Source organism: Mesorhizobium sp. WSM4849 (genome assembly GCF_055811385.1).
The window spans coordinates 96134-116206 of the sequence record NZ_JBVVPW010000011.1; the positions used below are offsets into that span (position 1 = coordinate 96134).

At 62.9% G+C, this 20073-nt stretch carries 21 protein-coding genes and 1 pseudogene; 12 read left to right on the forward strand and 10 right to left on the reverse strand.

What is annotated here, in order from left to right; all coding sequences use genetic code 11:
• Window positions 1-61 precede the first annotated feature (61 nt).
• Complete coding sequence (locus AC0L3L_RS14390; RefSeq protein WP_473638073.1) at window positions 62-1102, reverse strand: zinc-dependent alcohol dehydrogenase family protein; 1041 nt, start codon at window positions 1100-1102, stop codon at window positions 62-64.
• Between the two features lie 32 nt (window positions 1103-1134).
• Window positions 1135-1785 (reverse strand): maleylacetoacetate isomerase, encoded by a 651-nt coding sequence (maiA, locus tag AC0L3L_RS14395; RefSeq protein ID WP_473489217.1) that lies wholly within the window; start codon window positions 1783-1785, stop codon window positions 1135-1137.
• Window positions 1786-1899: 114 nt separating this feature from the next.
• Between maiA and AC0L3L_RS14400 the strand changes: the two genes are divergently transcribed.
• Window positions 1900-2583 carry a response regulator gene (locus AC0L3L_RS14400; RefSeq protein ID WP_029353323.1) on the forward strand — a complete coding sequence of 228 codons (684 nt, stop codon included), beginning with the start codon at window positions 1900-1902 and terminating at the stop codon, window positions 2581-2583.
• 32 nt (window positions 2584-2615) lie between these two features.
• Entirely contained in the window at window positions 2616-2984 is a 369-nt protein-coding gene (locus AC0L3L_RS14405) for a hypothetical protein (RefSeq protein ID WP_473527633.1), read from the forward strand.
• Between the two features lie 44 nt (window positions 2985-3028).
• Here AC0L3L_RS14405 and AC0L3L_RS14410 read toward each other — a convergent pair whose 3' ends face one another.
• On the reverse strand, window positions 3029-4369 hold the full coding sequence (locus AC0L3L_RS14410; RefSeq protein ID WP_473527632.1) for an ATP-binding response regulator: 1341 nt from the start codon (window positions 4367-4369) through the stop codon (window positions 3029-3031).
• Window positions 4370-4377: 8 nt separating this feature from the next.
• A complete protein-coding gene (locus AC0L3L_RS14415; protein ID WP_473638074.1) occupies window positions 4378-5508 on the reverse strand; it encodes an FIST N-terminal domain-containing protein in 1131 nt (376 codons plus the stop codon).
• A gap of 242 nt (window positions 5509-5750) precedes the next feature.
• Here AC0L3L_RS14415 and AC0L3L_RS14420 point away from each other — a divergent pair.
• From AC0L3L_RS14420 to AC0L3L_RS14440, 5 genes and pseudogenes are all read left to right on the forward strand, one after another.
• A pseudogene (locus tag AC0L3L_RS14420) lies at window positions 5751-6181 on the forward strand (nuclear transport factor 2 family protein).
• Window positions 6182-6440: 259 nt separating this feature from the next.
• On the forward strand, window positions 6441-6944 hold the full coding sequence (locus tag AC0L3L_RS14425) for a (2Fe-2S)-binding protein (RefSeq protein ID WP_473638075.1): 504 nt from the start codon (window positions 6441-6443) through the stop codon (window positions 6942-6944).
• A 118-nt stretch (window positions 6945-7062) separates the two neighbouring features.
• Complete coding sequence (locus AC0L3L_RS14430; protein WP_473489224.1) at window positions 7063-9411, forward strand: xanthine dehydrogenase family protein molybdopterin-binding subunit; 2349 nt, start codon at window positions 7063-7065, stop codon at window positions 9409-9411.
• 129 nt (window positions 9412-9540) lie between these two features.
• Complete coding sequence (locus tag AC0L3L_RS14435; RefSeq protein ID WP_473638076.1) at window positions 9541-10338, forward strand: FAD binding domain-containing protein; 798 nt, start codon at window positions 9541-9543, stop codon at window positions 10336-10338.
• 228 nt (window positions 10339-10566) lie between these two features.
• On the forward strand, window positions 10567-11589 hold the full coding sequence (locus AC0L3L_RS14440) for an acyltransferase family protein (protein ID WP_473638077.1): 1023 nt from the start codon (window positions 10567-10569) through the stop codon (window positions 11587-11589).
• A 10-nt stretch (window positions 11590-11599) separates the two neighbouring features.
• On the opposite strand, the gene AC0L3L_RS14445 is transcribed toward AC0L3L_RS14440, so the two are convergent.
• Window positions 11600-12097, reverse strand: a complete 498-nt coding sequence (locus AC0L3L_RS14445) for a GNAT family N-acetyltransferase (protein ID WP_473638078.1) — start codon at window positions 12095-12097, stop codon at window positions 11600-11602.
• 19 nt (window positions 12098-12116) lie between these two features.
• A complete protein-coding gene (locus AC0L3L_RS14450; protein ID WP_473638079.1) occupies window positions 12117-12881 on the reverse strand; it encodes a copper homeostasis protein CutC in 765 nt (254 codons plus the stop codon).
• A gap of 306 nt (window positions 12882-13187) precedes the next feature.
• Between AC0L3L_RS14450 and AC0L3L_RS14455 the strand changes: the two genes are divergently transcribed.
• The gene (locus AC0L3L_RS14455) at window positions 13188-13643 is read left to right on the forward strand and encodes a carboxymuconolactone decarboxylase family protein (protein ID WP_473638080.1); all 456 of its coding nucleotides are present in this window, start codon (window positions 13188-13190) and stop codon (window positions 13641-13643) included.
• A gap of 37 nt (window positions 13644-13680) precedes the next feature.
• Here AC0L3L_RS14455 and AC0L3L_RS14460 read toward each other — a convergent pair whose 3' ends face one another.
• Window positions 13681-14589, reverse strand: a complete 909-nt coding sequence (locus AC0L3L_RS14460) for a LysR family transcriptional regulator (protein WP_473638081.1) — start codon at window positions 14587-14589, stop codon at window positions 13681-13683.
• A 128-nt stretch (window positions 14590-14717) separates the two neighbouring features.
• Here AC0L3L_RS14460 and AC0L3L_RS14465 point away from each other — a divergent pair, with 128 nt between their 5' ends.
• The 3 genes from AC0L3L_RS14465 (at window position 14718) to AC0L3L_RS14475 (ending at window position 16821) form a co-directional block, all read left to right on the forward strand.
• On the forward strand, window positions 14718-15221 hold the full coding sequence (locus AC0L3L_RS14465; protein ID WP_473638082.1) for a nuclear transport factor 2 family protein: 504 nt from the start codon (window positions 14718-14720) through the stop codon (window positions 15219-15221).
• 62 nt (window positions 15222-15283) lie between these two features.
• Window positions 15284-16264 carry an alpha/beta hydrolase gene (locus tag AC0L3L_RS14470; protein ID WP_473638083.1) on the forward strand — a complete coding sequence of 327 codons (981 nt, stop codon included), beginning with the start codon at window positions 15284-15286 and terminating at the stop codon, window positions 16262-16264.
• Entirely contained in the window at window positions 16261-16821 is a 561-nt protein-coding gene (locus AC0L3L_RS14475) for a nuclear transport factor 2 family protein (protein WP_473638084.1), read from the forward strand. The genes AC0L3L_RS14470 and AC0L3L_RS14475 overlap by 4 nt, the downstream gene beginning before the upstream one ends.
• A gap of 12 nt (window positions 16822-16833) precedes the next feature.
• On the opposite strand, the gene AC0L3L_RS14480 is transcribed toward AC0L3L_RS14475, so the two are convergent.
• Together AC0L3L_RS14480 and AC0L3L_RS14485 are read right to left on the reverse strand one after the other, a co-directional pair.
• A complete protein-coding gene (locus AC0L3L_RS14480; protein WP_473489232.1) occupies window positions 16834-17268 on the reverse strand; it encodes a cupin domain-containing protein in 435 nt (144 codons plus the stop codon).
• Window positions 17269-17339: 71 nt separating this feature from the next.
• On the reverse strand, window positions 17340-18191 hold the full coding sequence (locus tag AC0L3L_RS14485; protein ID WP_473638085.1) for an AraC family transcriptional regulator: 852 nt from the start codon (window positions 18189-18191) through the stop codon (window positions 17340-17342).
• Window positions 18192-18262: 71 nt separating this feature from the next.
• On the opposite strand from AC0L3L_RS14485, the gene AC0L3L_RS14490 reads away from it, so the two are divergent.
• Window positions 18263-19435 carry a M20 aminoacylase family protein gene (locus AC0L3L_RS14490; RefSeq protein WP_473638086.1) on the forward strand — a complete coding sequence of 391 codons (1173 nt, stop codon included), beginning with the start codon at window positions 18263-18265 and terminating at the stop codon, window positions 19433-19435.
• 51 nt (window positions 19436-19486) lie between these two features.
• Here the strand turns inward: AC0L3L_RS14490 and AC0L3L_RS14495 are convergent, their stop codons facing one another.
• The gene (locus AC0L3L_RS14495; protein WP_473638087.1) at window positions 19487-19930 is read right to left on the reverse strand and encodes a hypothetical protein; all 444 of its coding nucleotides are present in this window, start codon (window positions 19928-19930) and stop codon (window positions 19487-19489) included.
• Window positions 19931-20073 lie beyond the last annotated feature (143 nt).

A 20073-nucleotide genomic window follows, 5' to 3' on the forward strand; every position in this document is an offset into this window, starting at 1 on the left:
CCTCATCCGACCGCTTCGCGGCCACCTTCTCCCACAAGGGGAGAAGGGAGAGCCGACTTGGCTAGAACTTGGTCACCACGCCAATGCCGATGCCTTCGAAGCCGCCCATCGCCATTAGTGCGGCTGGCGCCTCTTCGAGGCTGATTTTCTTGCCGACCAGCAGTTCGGGTTTGAGTTTGCCGGTGCGGATCATCTCCATCATCGCCTGGTAGCGGTGGGCCTGCATGCCGTGGCTGCCGCGGATTTCGAGCTCGAAGGCGATCACCTTGTCCATCGGTATCTGCGGCCTGGCGTGATCGCCGAGCATCAGGCCGACCTGCACATGGCGGCCGCGCCGGCGCAGATTCGCGATCGAGTTGAACGAGGTGGTGGGGTGGCCGAGCGCGTCCATCGACATATGCGCGCCGCCATTGGTGATCTGCTTGACCGCCTTGACCACGTTCGGCGTCTTGGCCGCGTTGATGGTCGCCACCGCGCCGATCTTGCTGGCGAAGTCCAGCTTCTCGTCGGTCAGGTCGATGGCAATCACGTTGGCGCCCATGGCGCTGGCGATCATGATCGCCGACAGGCCGACGCCGCCGCAGCCATGCACGGCCACCCATTCGCCGGGCGTCACCCGGCCCTGGTCGACAATGGCGCGGAACGAGGTGACGAAGCGGCAGCCAAGGCTGGCGGCGGTGGCGAATTCCATCTCGTCCGGCAAGCGGACCAGATTGGTGTCGGCATGGTCGATGGCGACAAATTCGGCGAACGAGCCCCAGCCGGTGAAGCCGGGCTGGGACTGGTGTTCGCAGACCTGATGGTTGCCGGAGCTGCATTCGAAGCAACGGCCGCAGCCGACGGCGAACGGCACAGTGACACGCTCGTCGGCCTTCCAGCGGGTCACCTGCTTGCCGGCGGCCACGACGACGCCGGCAAGCTCGTGGCCAGGCACATGCGGCAGGCGGATACCATCGTCATGGCCCATCCAGCCATGCCAGTCGCTGCGGCAGAGCCCGGTCGCCTCGACCTTGATGACAACGCCGCCCAGTGCCGGCTCCGGATCGGCAACGGTCTGGATCGTCGGCACCTCGCCGAACTTTTCGAAGACGACGGCTTTCATCGGCAATTCCTCATGCTTTTGTCCAACTTGCTCTATTCGGCATCGATCTGGTTCTCGGGTGCTGCCTTTTGGAAGGCCGGCAGCGCCATGCAGGCGGCGTGGATGCGTGTGATCGTCGGGTAGGGCGCCATGTCGACGCCGAACCGGGCGTTGCTGGTGACCTGTGCGACCAGGCAGATGTCGGCCAGTCCCGGCGCTTCGCCATGGCAGAATGTCTTTGTTTCGGGGGAGGAAGCCAGAATCTTTTCAAGCGGCTGGAAACCTTCGTTCACCCAGTGCCGGAACCAGTTGGCGACGTCCTCGTCGCCGGCGCCGAACAGCGTGCGCAGTGAGGTCAGCACGCGCAGATTGTTCACCGGATGAATGTCGCAGGCGATCATCTGCGCCAGCATCCTGACGCGGGCCCGGCCAAGTGCGTCCTGCGGCAAAAGCGGCGGTTCGGGCCTGGTCTCGTCGAGAAATTCGATGATCGCCAGCGATTGCGTCAGCAGCGTACCGTCGCCCAGGATCAGCGCCGGCACCAGTCCTTGCGGATTGACTGAGAGATAGGCGGGCTCGAGATGCTCGCCGTGGCGCAGATGATGCGGCACATATTGGTAGGTCAGGCCCTTCATCTCCAGCGCGATCCGCACCCGGTAGGAGGTGGAGGAGCGGTAGTAGTTATGAAGGACGAGGTCGCTCATTGCGGCACATTCGGCCGATTTGGACGACCGGGCAAGGCATGGATGTACTATTTGCCAATAATCTGGCCATGGTTGCTGGGCTATTCTATCCTGCCTGAACCGAAACGAACGCCAATGACCGCAGTCAACGATAGCGCTAGGTTTCTAATCATCGACGACCACCCGCTGTTTCGCGAGGCGCTGCACAGCGCTGTGCAAATGGCCTATCCGGACGTCGATACTGTCGAGGCACGTTCGATCACCGAGGCATTTGAGCTTCTGGCGGATGCGAAGCCATTCGATCTCGCGCTGCTCGACCTCAGCATGCCTGATGTGCATGGCTTCGACGGGCTGCTGCAGCTTCGGACCCGCTATCCGCGCCTGCCGGTGGTCATCGTTTCGGGGCATGAGGAGCCCAAGATCATTTCCGAGGCGCTGTCCTACGGCGCGGCCGGCTTCATCCCGAAATCGGCGCGCAAGAGCGACCTGGCCGCCGCCATCCGCTCGGTGATGGAAGGTGCGATCTACGTGCCTGAAACCTATGAAGGCCAGCCGCCCGACGCCGACAGCACCGACCGCGCCGAGATGGTGCAGCGGCTTGCCAAACTGACGCCGCAGCAATTGCGGGTGCTGCAGATGCTGCGCCAGGGCCTGCTCAACAAGCAGATCGCCTACGAGTTGCAGGTCGGCGAAACCACCGTCAAGGCGCATGTCTCCGAGATCCTGCGCAAGCTCAACGTCTACAGCCGGACGCAAGCCGTCATCGAGGTTTCCAAGCTCGACAGCGCCGAGCTGTTTCGCGGCCAGGCGGGGTTTTAGCGGCGGCTGCGACAGTGCATTCGGAGTTTGAGATGACGCGGGAATTTTATGGGGCGACAGGGGAGGCCCAGCGCTCAATAAACAAACTCTTGTCGCTTCCGGCTTCTGGCCGGGAGCAGGATTGGGAGATCGAGTTTGCCGATCCTAATCGCATCGAGGAAATGCTGAAAGCTGCCTCAATTAGCCGTCTGAATTATGATGAGAAGTGTGCCTTGGCTTTGCTGACGATCGCCTCGATCGAGGAAATGGTCGAAGCAGGCGAAGCCAATCCCAAAATTCTCAAGTACGCTAAAGCTGTCCTTAGGCAGGATGATGATGTTCGAGAGGCAATGATTTTTTATTGGATTGGTCAAAGTCGCGCGTCGGATCAGATGACTGTTAGAGAAATACTTCTCACTTAGTCCCATTTCCTTGTCGCTCGCGGTCGTCTGCCGTGTCGTTGACATCAAGCCAGGAGATGCGCCAGCAGTGCGCGCAGTTGCGCCGGTTTCAGCGGCTTGCGCATCAGCTCGATGCCGGCCGCGCGGGCGGCTTTGGCGACGGTCTCCGAACCGTCGGCAGTGACGATCAGCGCCGGCACGGCACGGCTGAGATACTCGCGGACCTCGGCGATGGTCGTGGTGCCGAGGTCGCCGCCGTCGAGATGCTGGTCGGCGATGACGATGTCCGGCACCCAGTCCGTATCGCCAAGCATCTCGAGCGCAGCATCGGTCGAGGTGGCGGGGCGCACCAGGCATTGCCAGCGCTCGAGCAGGGATGTCATCGCCTGCAGCACCTCGACGTCGTTCTCGACCAGCAGCACCTTTGTGCCGAACAGACCGTAGCCGCGCGGCCGCTCCATGTCGGCGCTGCTGGCAATGGCATCGACGCTGGCGCCGATCCCGACCGGAACGTCGATGTGGAAAATCGTGCCGTGCCCGACCTTCGACGAAAACGTCACGGGATGTCCGAGTGCGGCGGCGATGCGGCGCACGATGGCCAGGCCCAGTCCCAGCCCGGCGCCGGCAAGCCCGGCATCGGTGGGGATCGTGCCGCGGTGGAATTCCTCGAACACCGCCTCGCGCTGGTCGTCGGGGATACCGCAGCCGGTATCGGCGACATCGATGCGGATCGTGTCGCCGCGATGCCTGGTGCCAACCAGCACGCCACCGGAGCGGGTGTAGCGCAGCGCGTTGGAAAGGATGTTCTGCAGGATGCGGCGCAGCAAGGTGCGGTCCGAACGCACGACGGCGTTGACCGGCCGGAATTTTAGCGTCAGGCCCTTCAACTCGGCGACCGGCAGGAAATCCGAGCGCAGCGACGAAAACAGCATCTCCAGGCTGACGTCGCCGATATCGGGCTGCACGACGCCGGCGTCGAGCTTGGAGATGTCGAGCAGGGTGCGGAGCAGATCCTCCATCGTCTCCAGCGACCGCTCGACCTGCCGGACCAGTTTTTTGCCTTCGTCGCTGGTCTGCACTTCAGCCAACGCCGAGACGGAGAGATGCGCGGCGTTCAGCGGTTGCAACACGTCGTGGCTGGCGGCTGCCAGGAACCTTGTCTTGGACAGGTTCGCCAGTTCGGCGTTTTCCTTGGCCGCGCTCAAATCGATGTTGGATTGTTCCAATCTACGCAGTGTCGAGTGCAGTTCCTCGGTGCGCGTACGCACTCGATTCTCGAGCGAAATCGCGGTCTGGAACAGCGAGAACGCGTTGCCTTGCTGATCCATCGATCGCTCGACGCGGCTGACAAGGGCTGCGTTGATCTTCTTCAGCTTCTCCAGGTCATTGATGTCCCTGAGCGGCATAAAACCTCCTACTCCGCCGCCTGCCGCTCTCCGAAGGCGATGCCGGTGAACGTCTGGTTCAGATGCATCGACCGGTACTGCTCGCCATAGGTGCCGAAGCCGATGACGTTGTTGACCTTGTAAAGTTCCGAAATCTCCCGGAAGACCTGGCGGTTGCGCGCATCGAGCCTGCGCAGCACGCAGTCAAAGGCGAGGATCATGTCGATGCCGCCAAGCCTTTCCTCGACATCCCTGAAGGCGGCACGCGTCGATTCAACCATGTTCTTGGGTCGGGCGATGGACAGGACGACGCCATCGTCGATGGCGCAGAAGAACGACAGCGAGCCGTCCGCGCGCATCTTCTGGATCGAGCGGCAGTAAAATTCGCCGCCGACTTTCACCACCACCGGGTGCGAAGCGAAACTCAGCGGCGTCAGCATCTGCGGGATGACGCCGACCGAGGCGGCATATTCCTCGGCGGCATTGGTGGCGTTGAATTCGCGCACGGTGCGGTGATCGGGATCGGACGCGGTCACCACCAGCTTCTCGTCGGTGGGGACAAAATTGTCGGTCTTGAACACGTGGAAAGGAATTTCCGTGGTGATCAGCACGATGATGGCGCTGTCGGAGGTAACCTTGCCGTTCGAGATCAGCCGCGTCGTCTCGAATTTCAGATCATCGCCGGCCGACCCGCCGATCAGTGGAATATCGTCGAGCCCCCAATGGATGGCGGAGGTCACCGCTTCCTCGGCATAGGACAGCCCGTCGATGAAGCAGAGCGCGAAGGTGGTGTTGGACCGTTCGTACCCGACGCGGCCCTGCAGCGAGCGCCGCAGCGCCCCGACTTCACCGGTGATCCTGTCCATGCCCGACGAAGAGAGACTGTCGACCATGGTGCTTGCGACCGAAAACGCTGCTGACGGAAGCAGCAAGGCGAGGATCTGGCCTTCCTCCAGACCGCGCGGCGTGATTTCGCCGGCGGTGGAGCAGCCGGCATAGGCAAGTGCCGGCGCGTTGATCTTCAGCGCATCCGACAGGGCCGCCGCATCGACAAGGCTCTGGGAGAAAAACAGCAGGGCGAAGCCGGCATCGATGGCTGCGGCTTCGGCCGCGACCGCCCGGGTGAACGCATCGGCGTCAGGCTCATCCGTGGTGAGCACCGATAGGCCGCATGCATAGCGCGTGCTTGAACTGGCCAGCGGCTTCCTCCTCGATTCCTCCGACGCTCTTTTTGTGCGCGGCTCTTTTTTGTGCTCCTGGCGCGCCGGCGTCGAAGTCATTGTTGTCTTCAAGTGCTGCTTTGGCAATGAGCCAACATGATGGATTTGAAGTTTCTGCTATTTTGACGGCATCAGCGCTGAGAAACTTCGAATCCAAACCACACCGGAAGGTAGCGTGATCCGTGGAAGCGCAGGTCAGGAAGCTATTCGAAAGGTACGAGCAGCTTTTCGAGAAATCCCTCGCCGGCGATGCCGACATGGACGAAGCCACAACCGTCTATGCCTCCGCCTTCATTGCAGCGTCGCCTGCCGGCGTCATGGTCGGAAGAACGACGACCAGCTCAAGCAGGTTATGGAACAAGGCTATGCTCGCTATCGAGCGATCGGCACGAAGGCGATGCGAATACGCGATGTTCGCATCTCGCCGATTGACGGGCATCATTGCGTTGCCCACGTCGCCTGGACGTCGTCCTACGCTCGCAAAGACCGACCGGACGTCACGATCGATTTCGACGTCCACTACCTCGTGCAGAACCTGGGCGGAGAGCCTAAAATATTTGGCTGGGTGTCAGGCGACGAGCAGGAGGTTCTCAGAAAACACGGCGTCGGCTGAAATCGGCTTGGCCAGCCTCGGCCGCGCATGGCCGAAAGGCGGCAGCCACGGCGATCGTGGTTCGCTTCGTTGCGCCGTTTCCTGTCTTTGCGTGACCGAAAGTACAATAGGCGGATTTTTGGACGAACTGCATTCTCGCAATCTCGGCATTCCGCGGCACTTTTTCCCCGTGCTTTATGCAGTATAAGAATAGCGGACAGATGGAGGGCTCGGGCACCACCGACGCCAGAACGACCAAGGTAGCACCCAGGGAGGTTTCATGTCGGACATATCGTTGACGGTGAACGGAAAGCGGGTCAGCGGCACTGCCGAAGACCGTACGCTTCTGGTTCATTTCTTGAGGGAGAATCTCGGCCTGACCGGGACGCATGTCGGCTGCGACACCTCGCAATGCGGCGCCTGTGTGATCCATGTCGATGGCAAGGCGGTAAAATCCTGCACGATGCTTGCGGTGCAAGCCTCCGGATCGACCATCGTGACGATCGAAGGCTTGGCGGACGGCGCCGACCTGCATCCGGTGCAGGCGGCGTTCAAGGAGCATCATGGGCTGCAGTGCGGTTTCTGCACGCCGGGCATGATCATGGCGGCGACCGACATGATTGCCCGTCACCCCGAAGGCCTCGACGAGGCCACGGTGCGCGCCGAGCTCGAAGGCAATATCTGCCGCTGCACCGGCTACCACAACATCGTGAAAGCGATCCTCGCCGCATCGAAGACGATGGCCAAGGGAGCCGCCAAGGGCAAGGCTAGGCAAGCTGCGTGAGATGAAGAGTGAGTAGTCAGTAGTGAGTAGTTCGGCCTGAATGGCTCACTGCCGGTTTCCTTTCACTACTCACTACTTTGCTACTCACTATTTCGGCAATTCGGGAGGAATTTCTGCGATGGGCATTGAAGGTGTTGGCGCTCGTGTAGCGCGCAAGGAAGACAAGCGGTTCATTACCGGCGCCGGCCGCTATGTTGATGACATGGTGGTTCCCGGCATGAAGCATGCGGCCTTCGTGCGCAGCCCGTACGCGCATGCACAGATCAAGAAGATCGATGTCAAAAAGGCCCAGGCGATGCCGGGCGTCATCGGTGTGCTGACCGGCAAGGAGCTCAAGGCCGACGGCATCGGCAATCTCATCTGCGGGTGGATGATCCATTCCAAGGACGGCTCGCCGATGAAGATGGGGGCGTGGTCGCCGCTGGCCTTCGACAGGGTCCGCTACGTCGGCGACGCGGTGGTCGTGGTGGTTGCCGAAACCAAGGGCCAGGCGCGCGACGCGGCCGAAGCAGTCGACATCACCTACAAAGAACTGAAGGCAGTCGTCGATGCTCCGAAGGCGCTCGAAAGGAGCGCACCACAGATCCATCCGGAAGCCGAAGGCAATCTGATTTTCGACTGGGAGCTCGGCGACAGCACCGCGACCAATGCGGCGATCAAGGCCGCTGCCCACGTCACCCGCATGAAGATCGTCAACAACCGGCTGGTGCCCAACGCCATGGAGCCGCGTGCGGCACTAGGCTATTACGACAAGGCCGAGGATCACTACACGTGCTGGACGACTTCGCAGAACCCGCATCTTGCGCGCCTGGTGATGAGCGCCTTCTACAATGTCGCGCCTGAAAACAAGCTGCGCGTCATCGCGCCGGATGTCGGCGGCGGCTTCGGCTCGAAGATCTACATCTATCCGGAAGAAATCATCTGCCTGTGGGCCTCGAAGAAGACCGGCGTGCCGGTCAAATGGGTTGCTGACCGCACCGAGAGTTTTCTCACCGACGCCCATGGCCGTGACCATGTCTCGACAGTGGAGATGGCCTTCGACAAAGACAACAGGATCACCGGGCTGAAGGTCGACACCATCGCCAATCTCGGCGCCTACATGTCGCTGTTCTCGTCCTGCGTGCCGACCTATCTCTACGCGACGCTGTTATCGGGCCAGTACGATATTCCGGCGATCCACGCCAATGTGCGTGCCGTCTATACCAACACCGCGCCGGTCGACGCCTATCGCGGGGCAGGGCGGCCGGAAGCCACCTATCTGCTCGAACGCACCATGGAGACCGCCGCACGCGAGTTGGGCGTGTCGCCGGCGGAGCTTCGCCGAAAGAACTTCATCACGTCGTTTCCGCACCAGACGCCGGTCATCATGAACTATGACGCCGGCGATTATGCCGCTTCGCTCGACGCGGCGATGGCGGCTGCCGACTATGCCGGCTTTGCCGAGCGCAAGGCCGCCGCCGCCAAGAAAGGCAAGCTGCGCGGCATCGGCATGAGCAACTATATCGAGGCCTGCGGCCTGGCGCCGTCGGCGGCGGTCGGCAGTCTTGGAGCGGGTGTCGGCCTTTGGGAAAGTGCCGAGGTGCGCGTCAACGCCGTCGGCACCATCGAGGTGCTGACCGGCTCGCACAGCCACGGCCAGGGCCATGAGACGACCTTCGCGCAGCTGGTCAGCCAGCGCTTTGGCGTGCCGATAGACAGCGTCTCGATCGTCCATGGCGATACCGACAAGGTGCAGATGGGCATGGGAAGCTACGGTTCGCGCTCGGGCGCCGTCGGCATGTCGGCCGTCGCCAAGGCGCTCGATAAGGTCGAGGCCAAGGCCAAGAAGATCGCCGCCCATCTGCTCGAGGCCGACGAGGGTGACATCGTCATCGAAAACGGCGCGTTGAAGGTCACCGGCACCGATAAGAGCGTGCCATGGTTCCAGATGGCGCTTGCCGCCTACACGGCCCACAACCTGCCAGGCGGCATGGAGCCGGGGCTGAAGGAGACCTCATTCTACGATCCGTCAAACTTCACCTTCCCGGCCGGCTGCTATGTCTGCGAGGTTGAAATCGATCCGGAGACCGGCGTGACCGAGATCGTCCAGTTCGTCGCGGCCGACGATTTCGGCAACATCATCAACCCGATGATCGTCGAAGGCCAGGTGCATGGCGGCGTCGCACAAGGCATCGGCCAAGCCTTGCTGGAGGGCACTCGCTACGACGCCAGCGGGCAGCTTTTGACGGCGAGCTATATGGACTACACCATGCCGCGCGCCGACGACCTGCCGTCGTTCAAGGTCTCGACCTCGAACACGCCGTGCCCGGGCAATCCGCTCGGCATCAAGGGCTGCGGCGAGGCCGGCGCCATCGGCTCACCGCCGGCAGTGATCAATGCCATCACCGACGCCATCGGCATCACCGATATCGCCATGCCGGCATCGCCGTCCACGGTCTGGGCTGCGATCCGGGCGACGAAACACTGAAAGGAGTGAGTAGTGAGTAGTGAATAGTGAATAGAAAAGCGCTTCGCTAAGGCGGCACCTAGCTACTCACTACTCACTACTCACTATCTCGCTACTCACTACCAAGTATTTATTTCACGGGAGAATCCCATGTACTCAGTCAACTATCACCGCGCCGCCTCCGTCACTGAGGCCGCCAAGCTGCTCAAGAGCGGCGATGCAAAGCTCTTGTCGGGCGGCATGACGCTGATCCCCGCGATGAAGACGCGGCTTGCCGCGCCTTCCGACCTGGTCGACCTGTCGCGGATCAAGGAACTGCAAGGCGTCAAGGTGTCGGGCAAAACCGTCACCATCGGCGCCGCCACCACGCATCACGATGTCGCCAGCGACGAGAAGCTGAAGAAGGCGTGTCCGGCGCTCGCCCATATGGCGTCCCGGATCGGCGATCCGGCGGTACGCTACAAGGGCACGATCGGCGGCTCGATCGCCAACAACGATCCGGCGGCCGACTATCCGGCAGCACTGCTGGCGCTCGACGCTACCATCGTCACCAACAAGCGCGAGATCGCCGCCGGCAAGTTCTTCACAGGCCTGTTCGAGACGGCGCTGAAAGACGGCGAGATCATCACCGCCGTGACCTTCACCGCGCCGGCCAAGGCGGCCTATGAAAAGTTCCGCAATCCCGCTTCGCGCTATGCGATCGTCGGGGTGTTCGTGGCCAAGGGCAAGGACGGCGTCAGGGTCGCCGTCACCGGGGCCGGGGATGACGGCGTCTTCCGTTCGAAGGAAATCGAGGCGGCGCTGACCAAGAGTTTCACGGCAGCCGCACTCGACGGCATGGAGATCTCGGCGAAGAATTTGATGAGCGACATCCACGCCTCGGCCGACTACCGGGCCAATCTGATCGCGGTGATGGCCAAGCGCGCAGTGGCTGCCGCCAACGCCTGAAGGTATCGATTGCCGGGTCTTGGGATTGTCGGCATTTGGAGAAGGGACCTTCGCGGCCCTTTTTCGTCGCTCTCGGGTATGATCGCCGCCCGTGCCAGGGTGTGGTTATCTCGCACTTGCACAGCGCTCTATTGCACTGCAATATGAGCGCAGGAATGCGGGCTGGGGCTCGGAGCGGACAGTCATAGTCTGCAGCCCTTCGCATCGTTCAAATGCGAAGGGACCGGTATGACGGATATCTCCGCGACGCAGCTTGTCGTGCCTCGGTCTGCCGCCGACACATCGTCGAGAACAAGGCTCGCCTATCTCGACGGATGGCGCGGCCTGTCGATCGCGCTGGTGCTGATCGGCCACTTCTTTCCCGTCCCCGGTATCAACCTCGGTGTCATGGGCGTCGAGTTCTTCTTCGTGCTCAGCGGCCGGCTGATGGCCGAGATCCTCTTTGTCGAACGCTATCCGCTCAAGGCGTTCTTCAAGCGCCGGTTCTCCCGCATCTATCCGGCGCTGCTGGTTTTCGTCGTCGCTTCGATGGCTGCCTTGTCCGGCACGTTTGTCGGCTTCGCATGGAAAGCGGCGCTGACGGCGCTGACATTCACCTACAACTATGCCGGGATTCTCGTCAGCCGCGCCGGCGCGCTCGACCATATCTGGTCGCTATGCGTGGAAGAACATGCCTATGTAATCCTGGCGCTGATCAGCTTTGTGGTTTCGGGGCGTACCCGCGTCGTCATGCTGCTCGGCGCGCTGTCGGTGCTGGCCATGGCGAATGGCGCGATCTCGTACTGGGCCTTCGGAATGGACTACGAAAGCACCTATTGGCGGACCGACGTGCACATCGCCTCGATCCTGCTGTCGGCGGTGATATGCCTGCTCAAGGCCGACGGCAGGCTGCCGGCCTTGTTCAAGGGGCCGCATGTCGCGGTTGCGGCGTCTGCCGGTGCGGTTCTTCTGTTCATGGATGCGGTGCCGACGCCGATCCATTATCTGGTCGCGGTGCCGCTGTTGGCGCTCGCCGTCAATTCGCTCGATTTCAGTACGCGGTACCTGACCGGTTTCCTGTCCTCCTGGCCGATGTCGACGCTGGGGCTGTGGTCGTACTCGCTCTATCTGTGGCAGCAGCCGTTCTACAAATTCGTCTATTCGCAGGGCAGTGCGCCGCTGCTGATGCTGGCCGGAGCGTTCGCTTGCGCTTTGTGCAGCTATTACATCGTCGAAAAGCCGGCCCGTGGCTGGCTGAACCGCAACTGGTAGGGCTGTCGTCTCAGCCGGTGATCTGCCTGGTATAGTAGCGCACCGCCTTCTTGCCGCCGTGGATCACCGCGTCGCCGACCTCGACGAAGCCGAGTGCTGCGTGAAAGGCATCCGAGGCCGGGTTGGGTGGGTCGGCATTCACCTCGCAAGTGACGATGGTCTGGCCGGCACGCAAGGCATGGTCGAATAGATCCTCATAGAGCCGTCGGGCATGACCGCGGCCACGCGCTTCTTCCGCAACGACGACACGGTCGACATAGACGAAGCGCTGGTAGCGCTCGCGAAACCACAGGAAGTTCGGACTGTCGTAGCGGGCGTCCTGGTCGAAGGTCATGATGAAGGCTTCGAGTGCGCCGATGCGGCGCGCATAAAACGCTTCGCCGAGCAAGAAGGACAGGCGTTCCGGCCCAAGCCACGACAGCTCGGTCGCGTGCTCGTTATTGAGGGCGAGGACGGCGGGCTCGTCCTGCGGCGAGACTTTTTCGATCGGCAACCGTGCTTGCGTCAAATGTTTGCTTCCTTCGGGATCATGCTCGCGCCGCCGCAATCGTCGCAGCCACAAGCGCCGCGTTGGTCACCGTGTTGCGGTATTCGCGGTCAAGGTCGGTGCCGCCCATCCCAACCTGAGGATTGCGGTAGCGCATGGCGCTCGGCACGTCCTTGAGTGCGGCGAAGTGCATTTCAGTCAGCCCGGTTCTTTCCCGCACCTCGGCGATGTTCGTGGGATCGAGCCCGCCGCAACCGAGAATGATGATGCGCTTCCCCGCCTGCCGGACGAGTTCCGCCAGCAGGGCCACGCCGTCCAATGCGGTGTCGCGCTGGCCGCTGGTCAGCACGCGGCCGACCTTGCTGCGGATCAGCGCTTCCAGCGCCTCGGCCGGATCGCGCGTCATGTCGAAGGCACGATGGCAGGTGATGTTCAAGGACCCTGCCGCCTGCACCAATTCGCTCATGCGCTTTTCGTCGATGGTACCGTCGGCATTCAGGCAGCCGACTACGACGCCGGCCACGCCAAGCTCGCTCAGCGCGCGCACATCGGTGAGCATCGAACCGTACTCGGCGTCACTGTAGAGAAAGTCGCCGCCGCGCGGCCGCACGATGACGTGGAACGGGACCGTCGCCAGTTCGAGGGCTGCGCGCACCGTGCCAAAACTCGGCGTGATGCCGCCCTCGACCAGGCTGGCGCACAGCTCGACCCGGTCGGCGCCGGCGGCTTGCGCGGCCAGAAGGCCATCTATGCCTTCGACACAGATTTCGATCAGCGGCAGGCGAGGGCGTTCGGTGTCGGTCACAGGGCGATCCGTTGCGGATTCATGACGTGCAGCCCTAGCATCGGGCTCCTTGCCGCGAAAGCTGGAATTATCGGCTCAACGCGTCGGGTCGCTGCCGTTTGCATTGCCGCCAATTTCCCTCTTGACACACTCATAACCAACGAGTTATGGGTCAATCAATAGCTAGCGAGTTATGGGTTTTGGCGTGGACAGCGCGGCCGATGATTTCTTCGAACCCTCTCCGATCCGATCCGCAGGACGAACGGAACAGTAAAACCAAAAACCCGGATGATTGGCATCCGGAATCGGCAAAACAAGGAGACCGCCATGCAAGCAAGACTGAAAAACCCGGTGCTTCTCATTCCCGGCGCCCTGCAGGCGCTGCTCGCGCTGGACAAGTCGACGGAAACGGCTGACCTGCCCTATGTGACGCGCAAGCTCGTCCATTTGCGCGCCAGCCAGATCAACGGATGCAGCGTCTGTATCGACATGCATGCGCGCGAATTGAAGAAGGCCGGCGAAAAGGACGAGCGCATCTTCAACGTGTCCGCCTGGCGGGAGACGCCTTACTTCACCGACGCTGAACGCGTGGCTCTTGCGCTTGCCGAGGCAACAACCCGGCTCTGCGACCGGCCGGACCCGGTGCCGGACGCGATCTGGGACGAGGCCGCCCGGCATTATGACGAGAAGGCGCTTGCCGCACTGGTGGTCCAGATTGCCTTGATCAACGCCTTCAACCGCCTCAACGCCGCCACCAGGCAGATGGTCGGCGCCTGGGGATGAGCCGGCTCGCCGATATGTCGGTTTTCGCGGCGGCGCATCAGATCCGCAAATTGTGGGCGTTCGCGCGCACGAAGTCGATGAAGGCTCGCAGCTTGGGCGGGACGAGGCGGCGGCTGGGATAATAGAGGTGGAGCGGTTCGTAGGTGGGACAGAAAGGCTCCAGCACCTTGACCAGCGCGCCTGAGGCGAGAAGCGGCGCAGCGAGGCCTTCGACGGCAAAGGCTAGGCCAAGCCCTTGCGCGGCGGCGGTGATGCAGAGCGGAAGTGTGTTCACGACCAGGCGTGCGTCGGGCGTCAACTCGACTTGGCGTCCGTCCACGACGAACTCCCAGGGCGAGATGGCGCGGGTGCGGGCGAAGGCGAAGGCGATGCAGCGGTGGGCGGCGAGGTCGGCGGGTCGCTTCGGCGTGCCGTTACGCGCCAGATAGTCCGGGCTCCCCAACACGACCGTTTGCAGCGGCCCGCCCAGACGCGCCCCGACCATATCCTTCTCGAGAAGTTCGCCGATCCGCAGGCCGGCATCGAAGCCCTGAGCGGCGATATCGACGAAGCTGTCGTCGAAGATCAGGCTAAGCCGCACTTCCGGGTAAGCGTCCATGAACGGCCCCATCAGCGGCTCGATCAGCAGCGGCGCGGCGATCCACGGCAGGCTCAGGCGCAGCGTGCCGGCGGGGCGATCGCGGGTCTCGCGCAGCGCCGCGCCAACCGCCCGGATTTCTTCGGCCGCTGGGCGCACATGGTCGAAATAATGGGCGCCGGCTTCGGTCAAGCCAACGCTGCGGGTCGTGCGGTTGAGGAGCCGCACCCCCAGACGCTCCTCAAGCCCTTTGACCGCCTCGCTCAAAGAGGCAGGGGCGACGCCGAGTTCGGCCGCGGCGCGGGTGAAGCTCTTGGCCTCAGCGACCTTCACGAAGGCGACGATGCCACTGAACTGGTCGAGGCGCATTGTGAGGTTATTCCAAATAGCCTTGTCGAACTATACGGGTTTTTCCGGTGAACAAAAAGCCTCATGTTGGCTCCGACGAATGGGCATCGCTGTTGCGACGGCTCGAACAGGCAAGGGAGACAGGACTGATGACCAGGCTCGCTTCGCTCGCCGCCGGCGCTCTCCTGGCGGTGTCCGCCGCCCCCGCGAGCGGCGGTCCTCAGGAAGACCGCAACATCCAGCTGATCAAGGACTATTACGCAGCTTACGCGACCGGGAACCCGCAGGCCGTCCGGCCTTTCCTCGCGCCCGACATCGTGTGGCGCATTCCCGGCCATCATCCGCTGGCCGGCGACAAGCGCGGGCCGGAGGAAGTGGTCGCCTTCTTTCGCGGCCTGGCCGACGGCAAATTTAGGGCTGAGCCGATCTTCTTCCAGGCGCAAGGCGATCTCGTCGTCGACATCCATCGCGGCTGGTCGAACGTCGGCTCAGGTCCCGAGATCGACCAGCTCTACGCCCTGATGTTTCGCATCAAGGACGGCAAGATCGCCGAGGCACAGAATTTCTTGACCGACATGTACCAGTCGGACGCCTTCTACTGGACGCACTACCCGCTGAAGCCACTGCCCGGCAGACTGGCGGACGACCGCTGAGACGGCGGCCTTCCTAAATCCGTCGCGCCGCGTTTCTCGCTCCAAGCAAAAGGAGACTTGCGATGTTGAAAATCCTGACGCTAGCCGCGGCAACCGCCGTCGCGCTCGGCTCCAGCGCCTTCGCCGCACCGCGCGTCGAGCGCGTCACTTTCGCCTCGCACGGTGAGCAGATCGTCGGCGATCTCTATCTGCCCGAGGATATGGACCCGGCGAAAGCTCGGCCCGCGCTGGTCGTGACCGGCGCATGGATGACGGTGAAGGAACAGATGCCGGCCCGCTACGCCCGCGAGATGGCCGACCGTGGGTTCGTTGCCTTGACCTTCGACTTCCGCGGCTGGGGCGAAAGCGGCGGCGCACGTCGCCAATACGAGGACCCCAGCGCCAAGATCGCCGAGATCGAAGCGGCGGTCGCCTATCTCGCAACCCGGCCCGAGGTCAGCAAGGACCGCATCGGCGGGCTCGGCATTTGCGCCAGCTCCGGCTATATGGTCACTGCCGCCGCTAAAGATGCCGCGATCAAGTCGGTCGCCCTCGTTGCGCCCTGGCTGCACGATGCCGAGGTGGTCGAGCAGACCTATGGCGGCAAGGACGGGGTCGCCAGGCTTGAAGCCGCGGGCAATGCGGCCGAGGCTGCGTATCGCAGCACCGGCAAGCCGGCATTCCTGCCCGCCGCCAGCCTGACCGACCAGCGGGCGATCATGTTCAAGGTGCCTTACTACACCGAGCCCGATCGCGGCATGATCCCGGCCTGGCGCAACGAGGCCGATCCGGCCTTCTGGCGCGGCTGGCTGACATTCGACGCGATCCAGGCTGCTCCGCGCCTGCATCAGCCCTTCCTGATGGTGCATAGCGAGGCGGCTGCCATCCCGCAGGGTGCGCACAAATTTTACGCGCGACTGACTGGGCCGAAGCAGGAACTGTGGCTCGACAATGTGACCCAGTTCGATTTCTACGACGGCGCCGCGCCGGTGGAGGCGGCGACCGATGCCGTCGCCGCGCATTTCCGCGCCACGCTGAGCAGTGCAGGGGAGGCAGGACAATGAGCCCCGTCACCCGCCGGCAGGTCTTGGCCTCGGCAGTTTTCGCCGCGACGTCTACCGCCACCTGTGCGCCGGCCTTAAGCACCACGCAGTCCACGGCTGCGCTGACGGTCGAAGACGGGACCGCCATCGCCGAGGCAGTGGCGGGGATCGGCCTTTATGCCGATTTGCGCGAATGGAACCGGGTCAAATCCTATCTCGCGGCCCGCGTCACGACCGACTATACGAGCCTTTTCGGTGGCGAGGCGGCGACCAGCGACCGCGACTCGTTGATTGCTCAGTGGCAAGGCCTGCTGCCGGGCTTCGACGCCACCCAGCACCTCATCACCAACATCGTTGTCGAAGGCGGGGGCAACGATGCGGTTGCGCGCAGCCATGTCCGCGCCAGCCACTGGATCGACGCACGGGTCTGGACGGTCGGCGCCAGCTATCTCCACCGGCTGGTGCGGACGCCCGAAGGTTGGCGCGTCAGCGCCATCGCCGTCCGCCGCCTGTACGAGGAGGGCGACCGCGCCGTGCTGGCCGCTGCCGCGGACCGGGTGAGCGCGGCGGCGAAGTGAGCAGCCTGCTGGCTACTGGCGCAACACTGTGTTCTTGGTGCCTTCTTCGACTTGGTCGATGACCAGCAGCTTGACCGGATCGACGCCGACATTGGTGGCCTGATGCCACTGCCCGATCATTTCGATGATGAAATCGCCTGACTTGTATGTGGTGCTCTTGCCGGTCTCGACATTGGTGACCTGAAGCGTCCCACCCTGGACATAGGCATAGCGGGGGAACGGGTGCTTGTGGACCGGCAAGGTCGCGCCCGGCGCAATCTCAAAGGACGAAACCAGGACCTGCACGTTTTTCTGCGGCAGCGTGATCGGTTGGCCGGACGCCGTCTCGGTGCGCGAGGCAAGCGGGGTCACGACAACCGGGGTGCCGCTGGCGTCCAGCGCGTACGCGGCGGTTGCGGAAATGGCTGCCGCGAGCAGCAGCGTCGTCGATACCAGGATTTTTCGCATGATTTCCCCCCAAGCCCAACTTCACCATCGCGCAGCAAATTTCCGCGCGCAAGCGTCTCCTTTGGGAGCACTCAGCCTCCTCTCCTATACATGCCAGGTGTCATGCCGCGCGTCGCCCGGAACGTGCGGGAAAGATGGCTCTGGTCGGCGAAACCTGCCGCAATCGCGGCATCGGCGAGGCCGAGCCCCTGTTCGATCAAGGAACTGGCGCGACGCAGTCTCCGGTCGCGGATATAGGCCGCGGGCGTCAGGCCAATCGCTTTCTTGAAATCCCGGATGACCTGGAACCGGGTGACGCGCCCGGCGTCGGCAAACCGCTGCAGATCGAGCTGCGAGCCAAGTTCGCTTTCGACAAGATCCTCGTAGAGCGAGAACCTCTGTCGCGATCCCGAGCTATCGATCGCTTCGGTTCGCCCGCTCCAATCGCCATGCCGAACGATGAGATGCCTCAAGGCGACGAGCAGCGACGCCTCGGCTTTCGTTGCGTCCTGGGACGTAGAACCTTCATGCGCCCCCACCAATGCTTCGGCGAGATCGCTGTCCTCGATGATCGCGTGCGAGAAGACCGGAGCGCCATCTCCGCCCAACTCGCGGGCGAGCCCCACCATCAGCGGCACCGAGGGATAAAACGTCCGGTAGGCCCAGCCTTCATCCGCACCCTGTTCCCCGTCATGCCACTCCTCGGGGTTGACGACGGCAATGGTACCAGCCGGAGCAAGAACGTTGTGGCGTCCAATGCGGATGCGTTCGCAGCCAGAAGTAATCAGCGCGATCACATAGGTTGGGTGCGTGTGCAGCTCATAACGGTGCTGCGTGAAGCGCGCCTTGAACAGGCCAAGGTCCGGGAAGCAGGGATGGCGCCAGTATTTCCTGGTCTCGGTCGCGTCCACGTCTTTCTCTCTGCTGCGGTCAATCTGGTTCAAGACGCCTCTTGTGCGACCTTCTAATCGTGATCCCGGATCAAACCGCCCTTTGCCGGTGGAAGGAGAGCATCGTGCTGCATAATGACCCCATCGCCGCCTTGATGCCAGAGGTGATAGCCTGGCGCCACCATATCCATTCCAATCCCGAACTCGGATTCGATGAGAACGAAACGGCACGTTTCGTTGCCGAGAAACTGCGCGCCTTCGGCTTCGATGAGGTGCATGAGGGGATCGGCCGCACTGGGGTTGTCGGCGTCCTGCGCAGCGGCACGGGCACGCGCGCCATCGGTCTTCGCGCCGAGTTGGACGCGCTTCCGGTCGTCGAGAGGACCGGCTTGCCCTATGCCTCCAGGAATGAGGGCATAATGCACGCCTGCGGCCATGACGGCCACACCGCCATGCTGCTCGGCGCGGCCAGACTGCTCAGCCAATCCCGCGCCTTCGAGGGTATCGTCTACTTCATCTTCCAGCCAGCCGAAGAAAACGAAGGCGGCAGCTTGCGCATGATCGAAGACGGCGTGTTCAGGCGTTTCCCAGTCGAGGCCATGTATGCCGTCCACAACTGGCCGGGCGTCAGACTGGGGACGATCGCGGCTCGCGTTGGAGCGCAGATGGCCGCCGTCGACAATTTCGAGCTGACCTTCGAGGGCATTGGCGCGCATGCCGCCATGCCGCAGCTCGGCGACGACCCGATCCTGGCCGCGGGCGCCTTTGTCCAGGCCGTCCAGCGCATTGTCAGCCGCTCGGTTGACCCGCAAAGCGCGCTGGTCGTCAGCCTCACCCAGATCCATGGCGGCAATGCCGGCAACATCGTGCCTGGCAAGGTCTGGCTGCAAGGCACCTGCCGCTTTTTCGAGCCCGGTCATTCCGATCATTGCGAGAAGCTGATCGGCGAGATCGCCCGGGGTATTGCCGCAGCCCATTCGCTCAAGGCCACGCTCGACTACAAGAAGGGCTATCCGCCGCTCATCAACACGGCAATTGCCACGGCCCGCGCCGTCGAGGCGGCCGCCGCCACCGTCGGGAGGGAGAACGTCACGACCGAGTTCAGCCCGAGCCTCGGCTGCGAGGATTTCGCCTTCATGATCCGCGAGGCAGGCGGCTGCTACGCGTGGATTGGGGTCGGCGATGTCGGTCCCGGCGAGGGGCTGCATGGCGATCGCTACGTATTCAATGACGAGATCGTGCCGACCGTGTTGCGCTACTACGTCAATCTGGTCGAGCAGACGCTTCCCGTCTCGTGAACCGTCAGAGGGAAAACTGATGGCTCAGCGAGAAGTGCAACCCGACACATCTCACCCGACCGTGGCCACGAGCTGCGTTACGTGAACGGGATTTTCGAGCACTGCCTGCGCGGTATCGGCCTGGTTTTCATCGACGCGCGCCATCACAAAAATGACGCCTTGTGCAACATTCGGCTCACCCGGCTTTTTGGCAAGATCGGCAGATGCCCCGAGAAGCCTGCCAGCAAAGCCGCCACAGGCCGCACCGACGAGGACCATGCCAGCCGCTGCTCCGACAGGATCAATGCCGGTGGCTCCAAAAGCACCCAGGCCGATTAACAGACCAGCAGCCGCGCCAAGCGCGGCACCGCCAGGACCGCTGAGGACAGCGCCGATTTCGTCGTCGTAAGGTCCGATGACGCTGATCTGTTCGTGAGAAATTCCTGCCGCCTGAAGCGCGGCAACGGCACGCGCTGCCTGGTCGTGGGAATCGAAAAGTCTGCTGATTGTTCGCATTTGACACCGCCCATAGCACAGTCGCGGGGCGGGGGGGGCGGGGGGGGCGGCGCGGGGGGGGGCGCGGGGGGGGCCCCCACAGAGATGAATAATGATATGATTATGTTAGGAAAAGATAACTAGGGAGTGTGGGAAGAATCAAA

Excerpts from the sequence above, each read along its gene's own strand:
- AC0L3L_RS14390 (WP_473638073.1), bottom strand. The coding sequence starts at position 1,102 with ATGAAAGCCGTCGTCTTCGAAAAGTTCGGCGAGGTGCCGACGATCCAG.
- maiA (WP_473489217.1), bottom strand. The coding sequence starts at position 1,785 with ATGAGCGACCTCGTCCTTCATAACTACTACCGCTCCTCCACCTCCTAC.
- AC0L3L_RS14400 (WP_029353323.1), top strand. The coding sequence starts at position 1,900 with ATGACCGCAGTCAACGATAGCGCTAGGTTTCTAATCATCGACGACCAC.
- AC0L3L_RS14405 (WP_473527633.1), top strand. The coding sequence starts at position 2,616 with ATGACGCGGGAATTTTATGGGGCGACAGGGGAGGCCCAGCGCTCAATA.
- AC0L3L_RS14410 (WP_473527632.1), bottom strand. The coding sequence starts at position 4,369 with ATGCCGCTCAGGGACATCAATGACCTGGAGAAGCTGAAGAAGATCAAC.
- AC0L3L_RS14425 (WP_473638075.1), top strand. The coding sequence starts at position 6,441 with ATGTCGGACATATCGTTGACGGTGAACGGAAAGCGGGTCAGCGGCACT.
- AC0L3L_RS14430 (WP_473489224.1), top strand. The coding sequence starts at position 7,063 with ATGGGCATTGAAGGTGTTGGCGCTCGTGTAGCGCGCAAGGAAGACAAG.
- AC0L3L_RS14435 (WP_473638076.1), top strand. The coding sequence starts at position 9,541 with ATGTACTCAGTCAACTATCACCGCGCCGCCTCCGTCACTGAGGCCGCC.
- AC0L3L_RS14440 (WP_473638077.1), top strand. The coding sequence starts at position 10,567 with ATGACGGATATCTCCGCGACGCAGCTTGTCGTGCCTCGGTCTGCCGCC.
- AC0L3L_RS14455 (WP_473638080.1), top strand. The coding sequence starts at position 13,188 with ATGCAAGCAAGACTGAAAAACCCGGTGCTTCTCATTCCCGGCGCCCTG.
- AC0L3L_RS14460 (WP_473638081.1), bottom strand. The coding sequence starts at position 14,589 with ATGCGCCTCGACCAGTTCAGTGGCATCGTCGCCTTCGTGAAGGTCGCT.
- AC0L3L_RS14465 (WP_473638082.1), top strand. The coding sequence starts at position 14,718 with ATGACCAGGCTCGCTTCGCTCGCCGCCGGCGCTCTCCTGGCGGTGTCC.
- AC0L3L_RS14470 (WP_473638083.1), top strand. The coding sequence starts at position 15,284 with ATGTTGAAAATCCTGACGCTAGCCGCGGCAACCGCCGTCGCGCTCGGC.
- AC0L3L_RS14475 (WP_473638084.1), top strand. The coding sequence starts at position 16,261 with ATGAGCCCCGTCACCCGCCGGCAGGTCTTGGCCTCGGCAGTTTTCGCC.
- AC0L3L_RS14480 (WP_473489232.1), bottom strand. The coding sequence starts at position 17,268 with ATGCGAAAAATCCTGGTATCGACGACGCTGCTGCTCGCGGCAGCCATT.
- AC0L3L_RS14495 (WP_473638087.1), bottom strand. The coding sequence starts at position 19,930 with ATGCGAACAATCAGCAGACTTTTCGATTCCCACGACCAGGCAGCGCGT.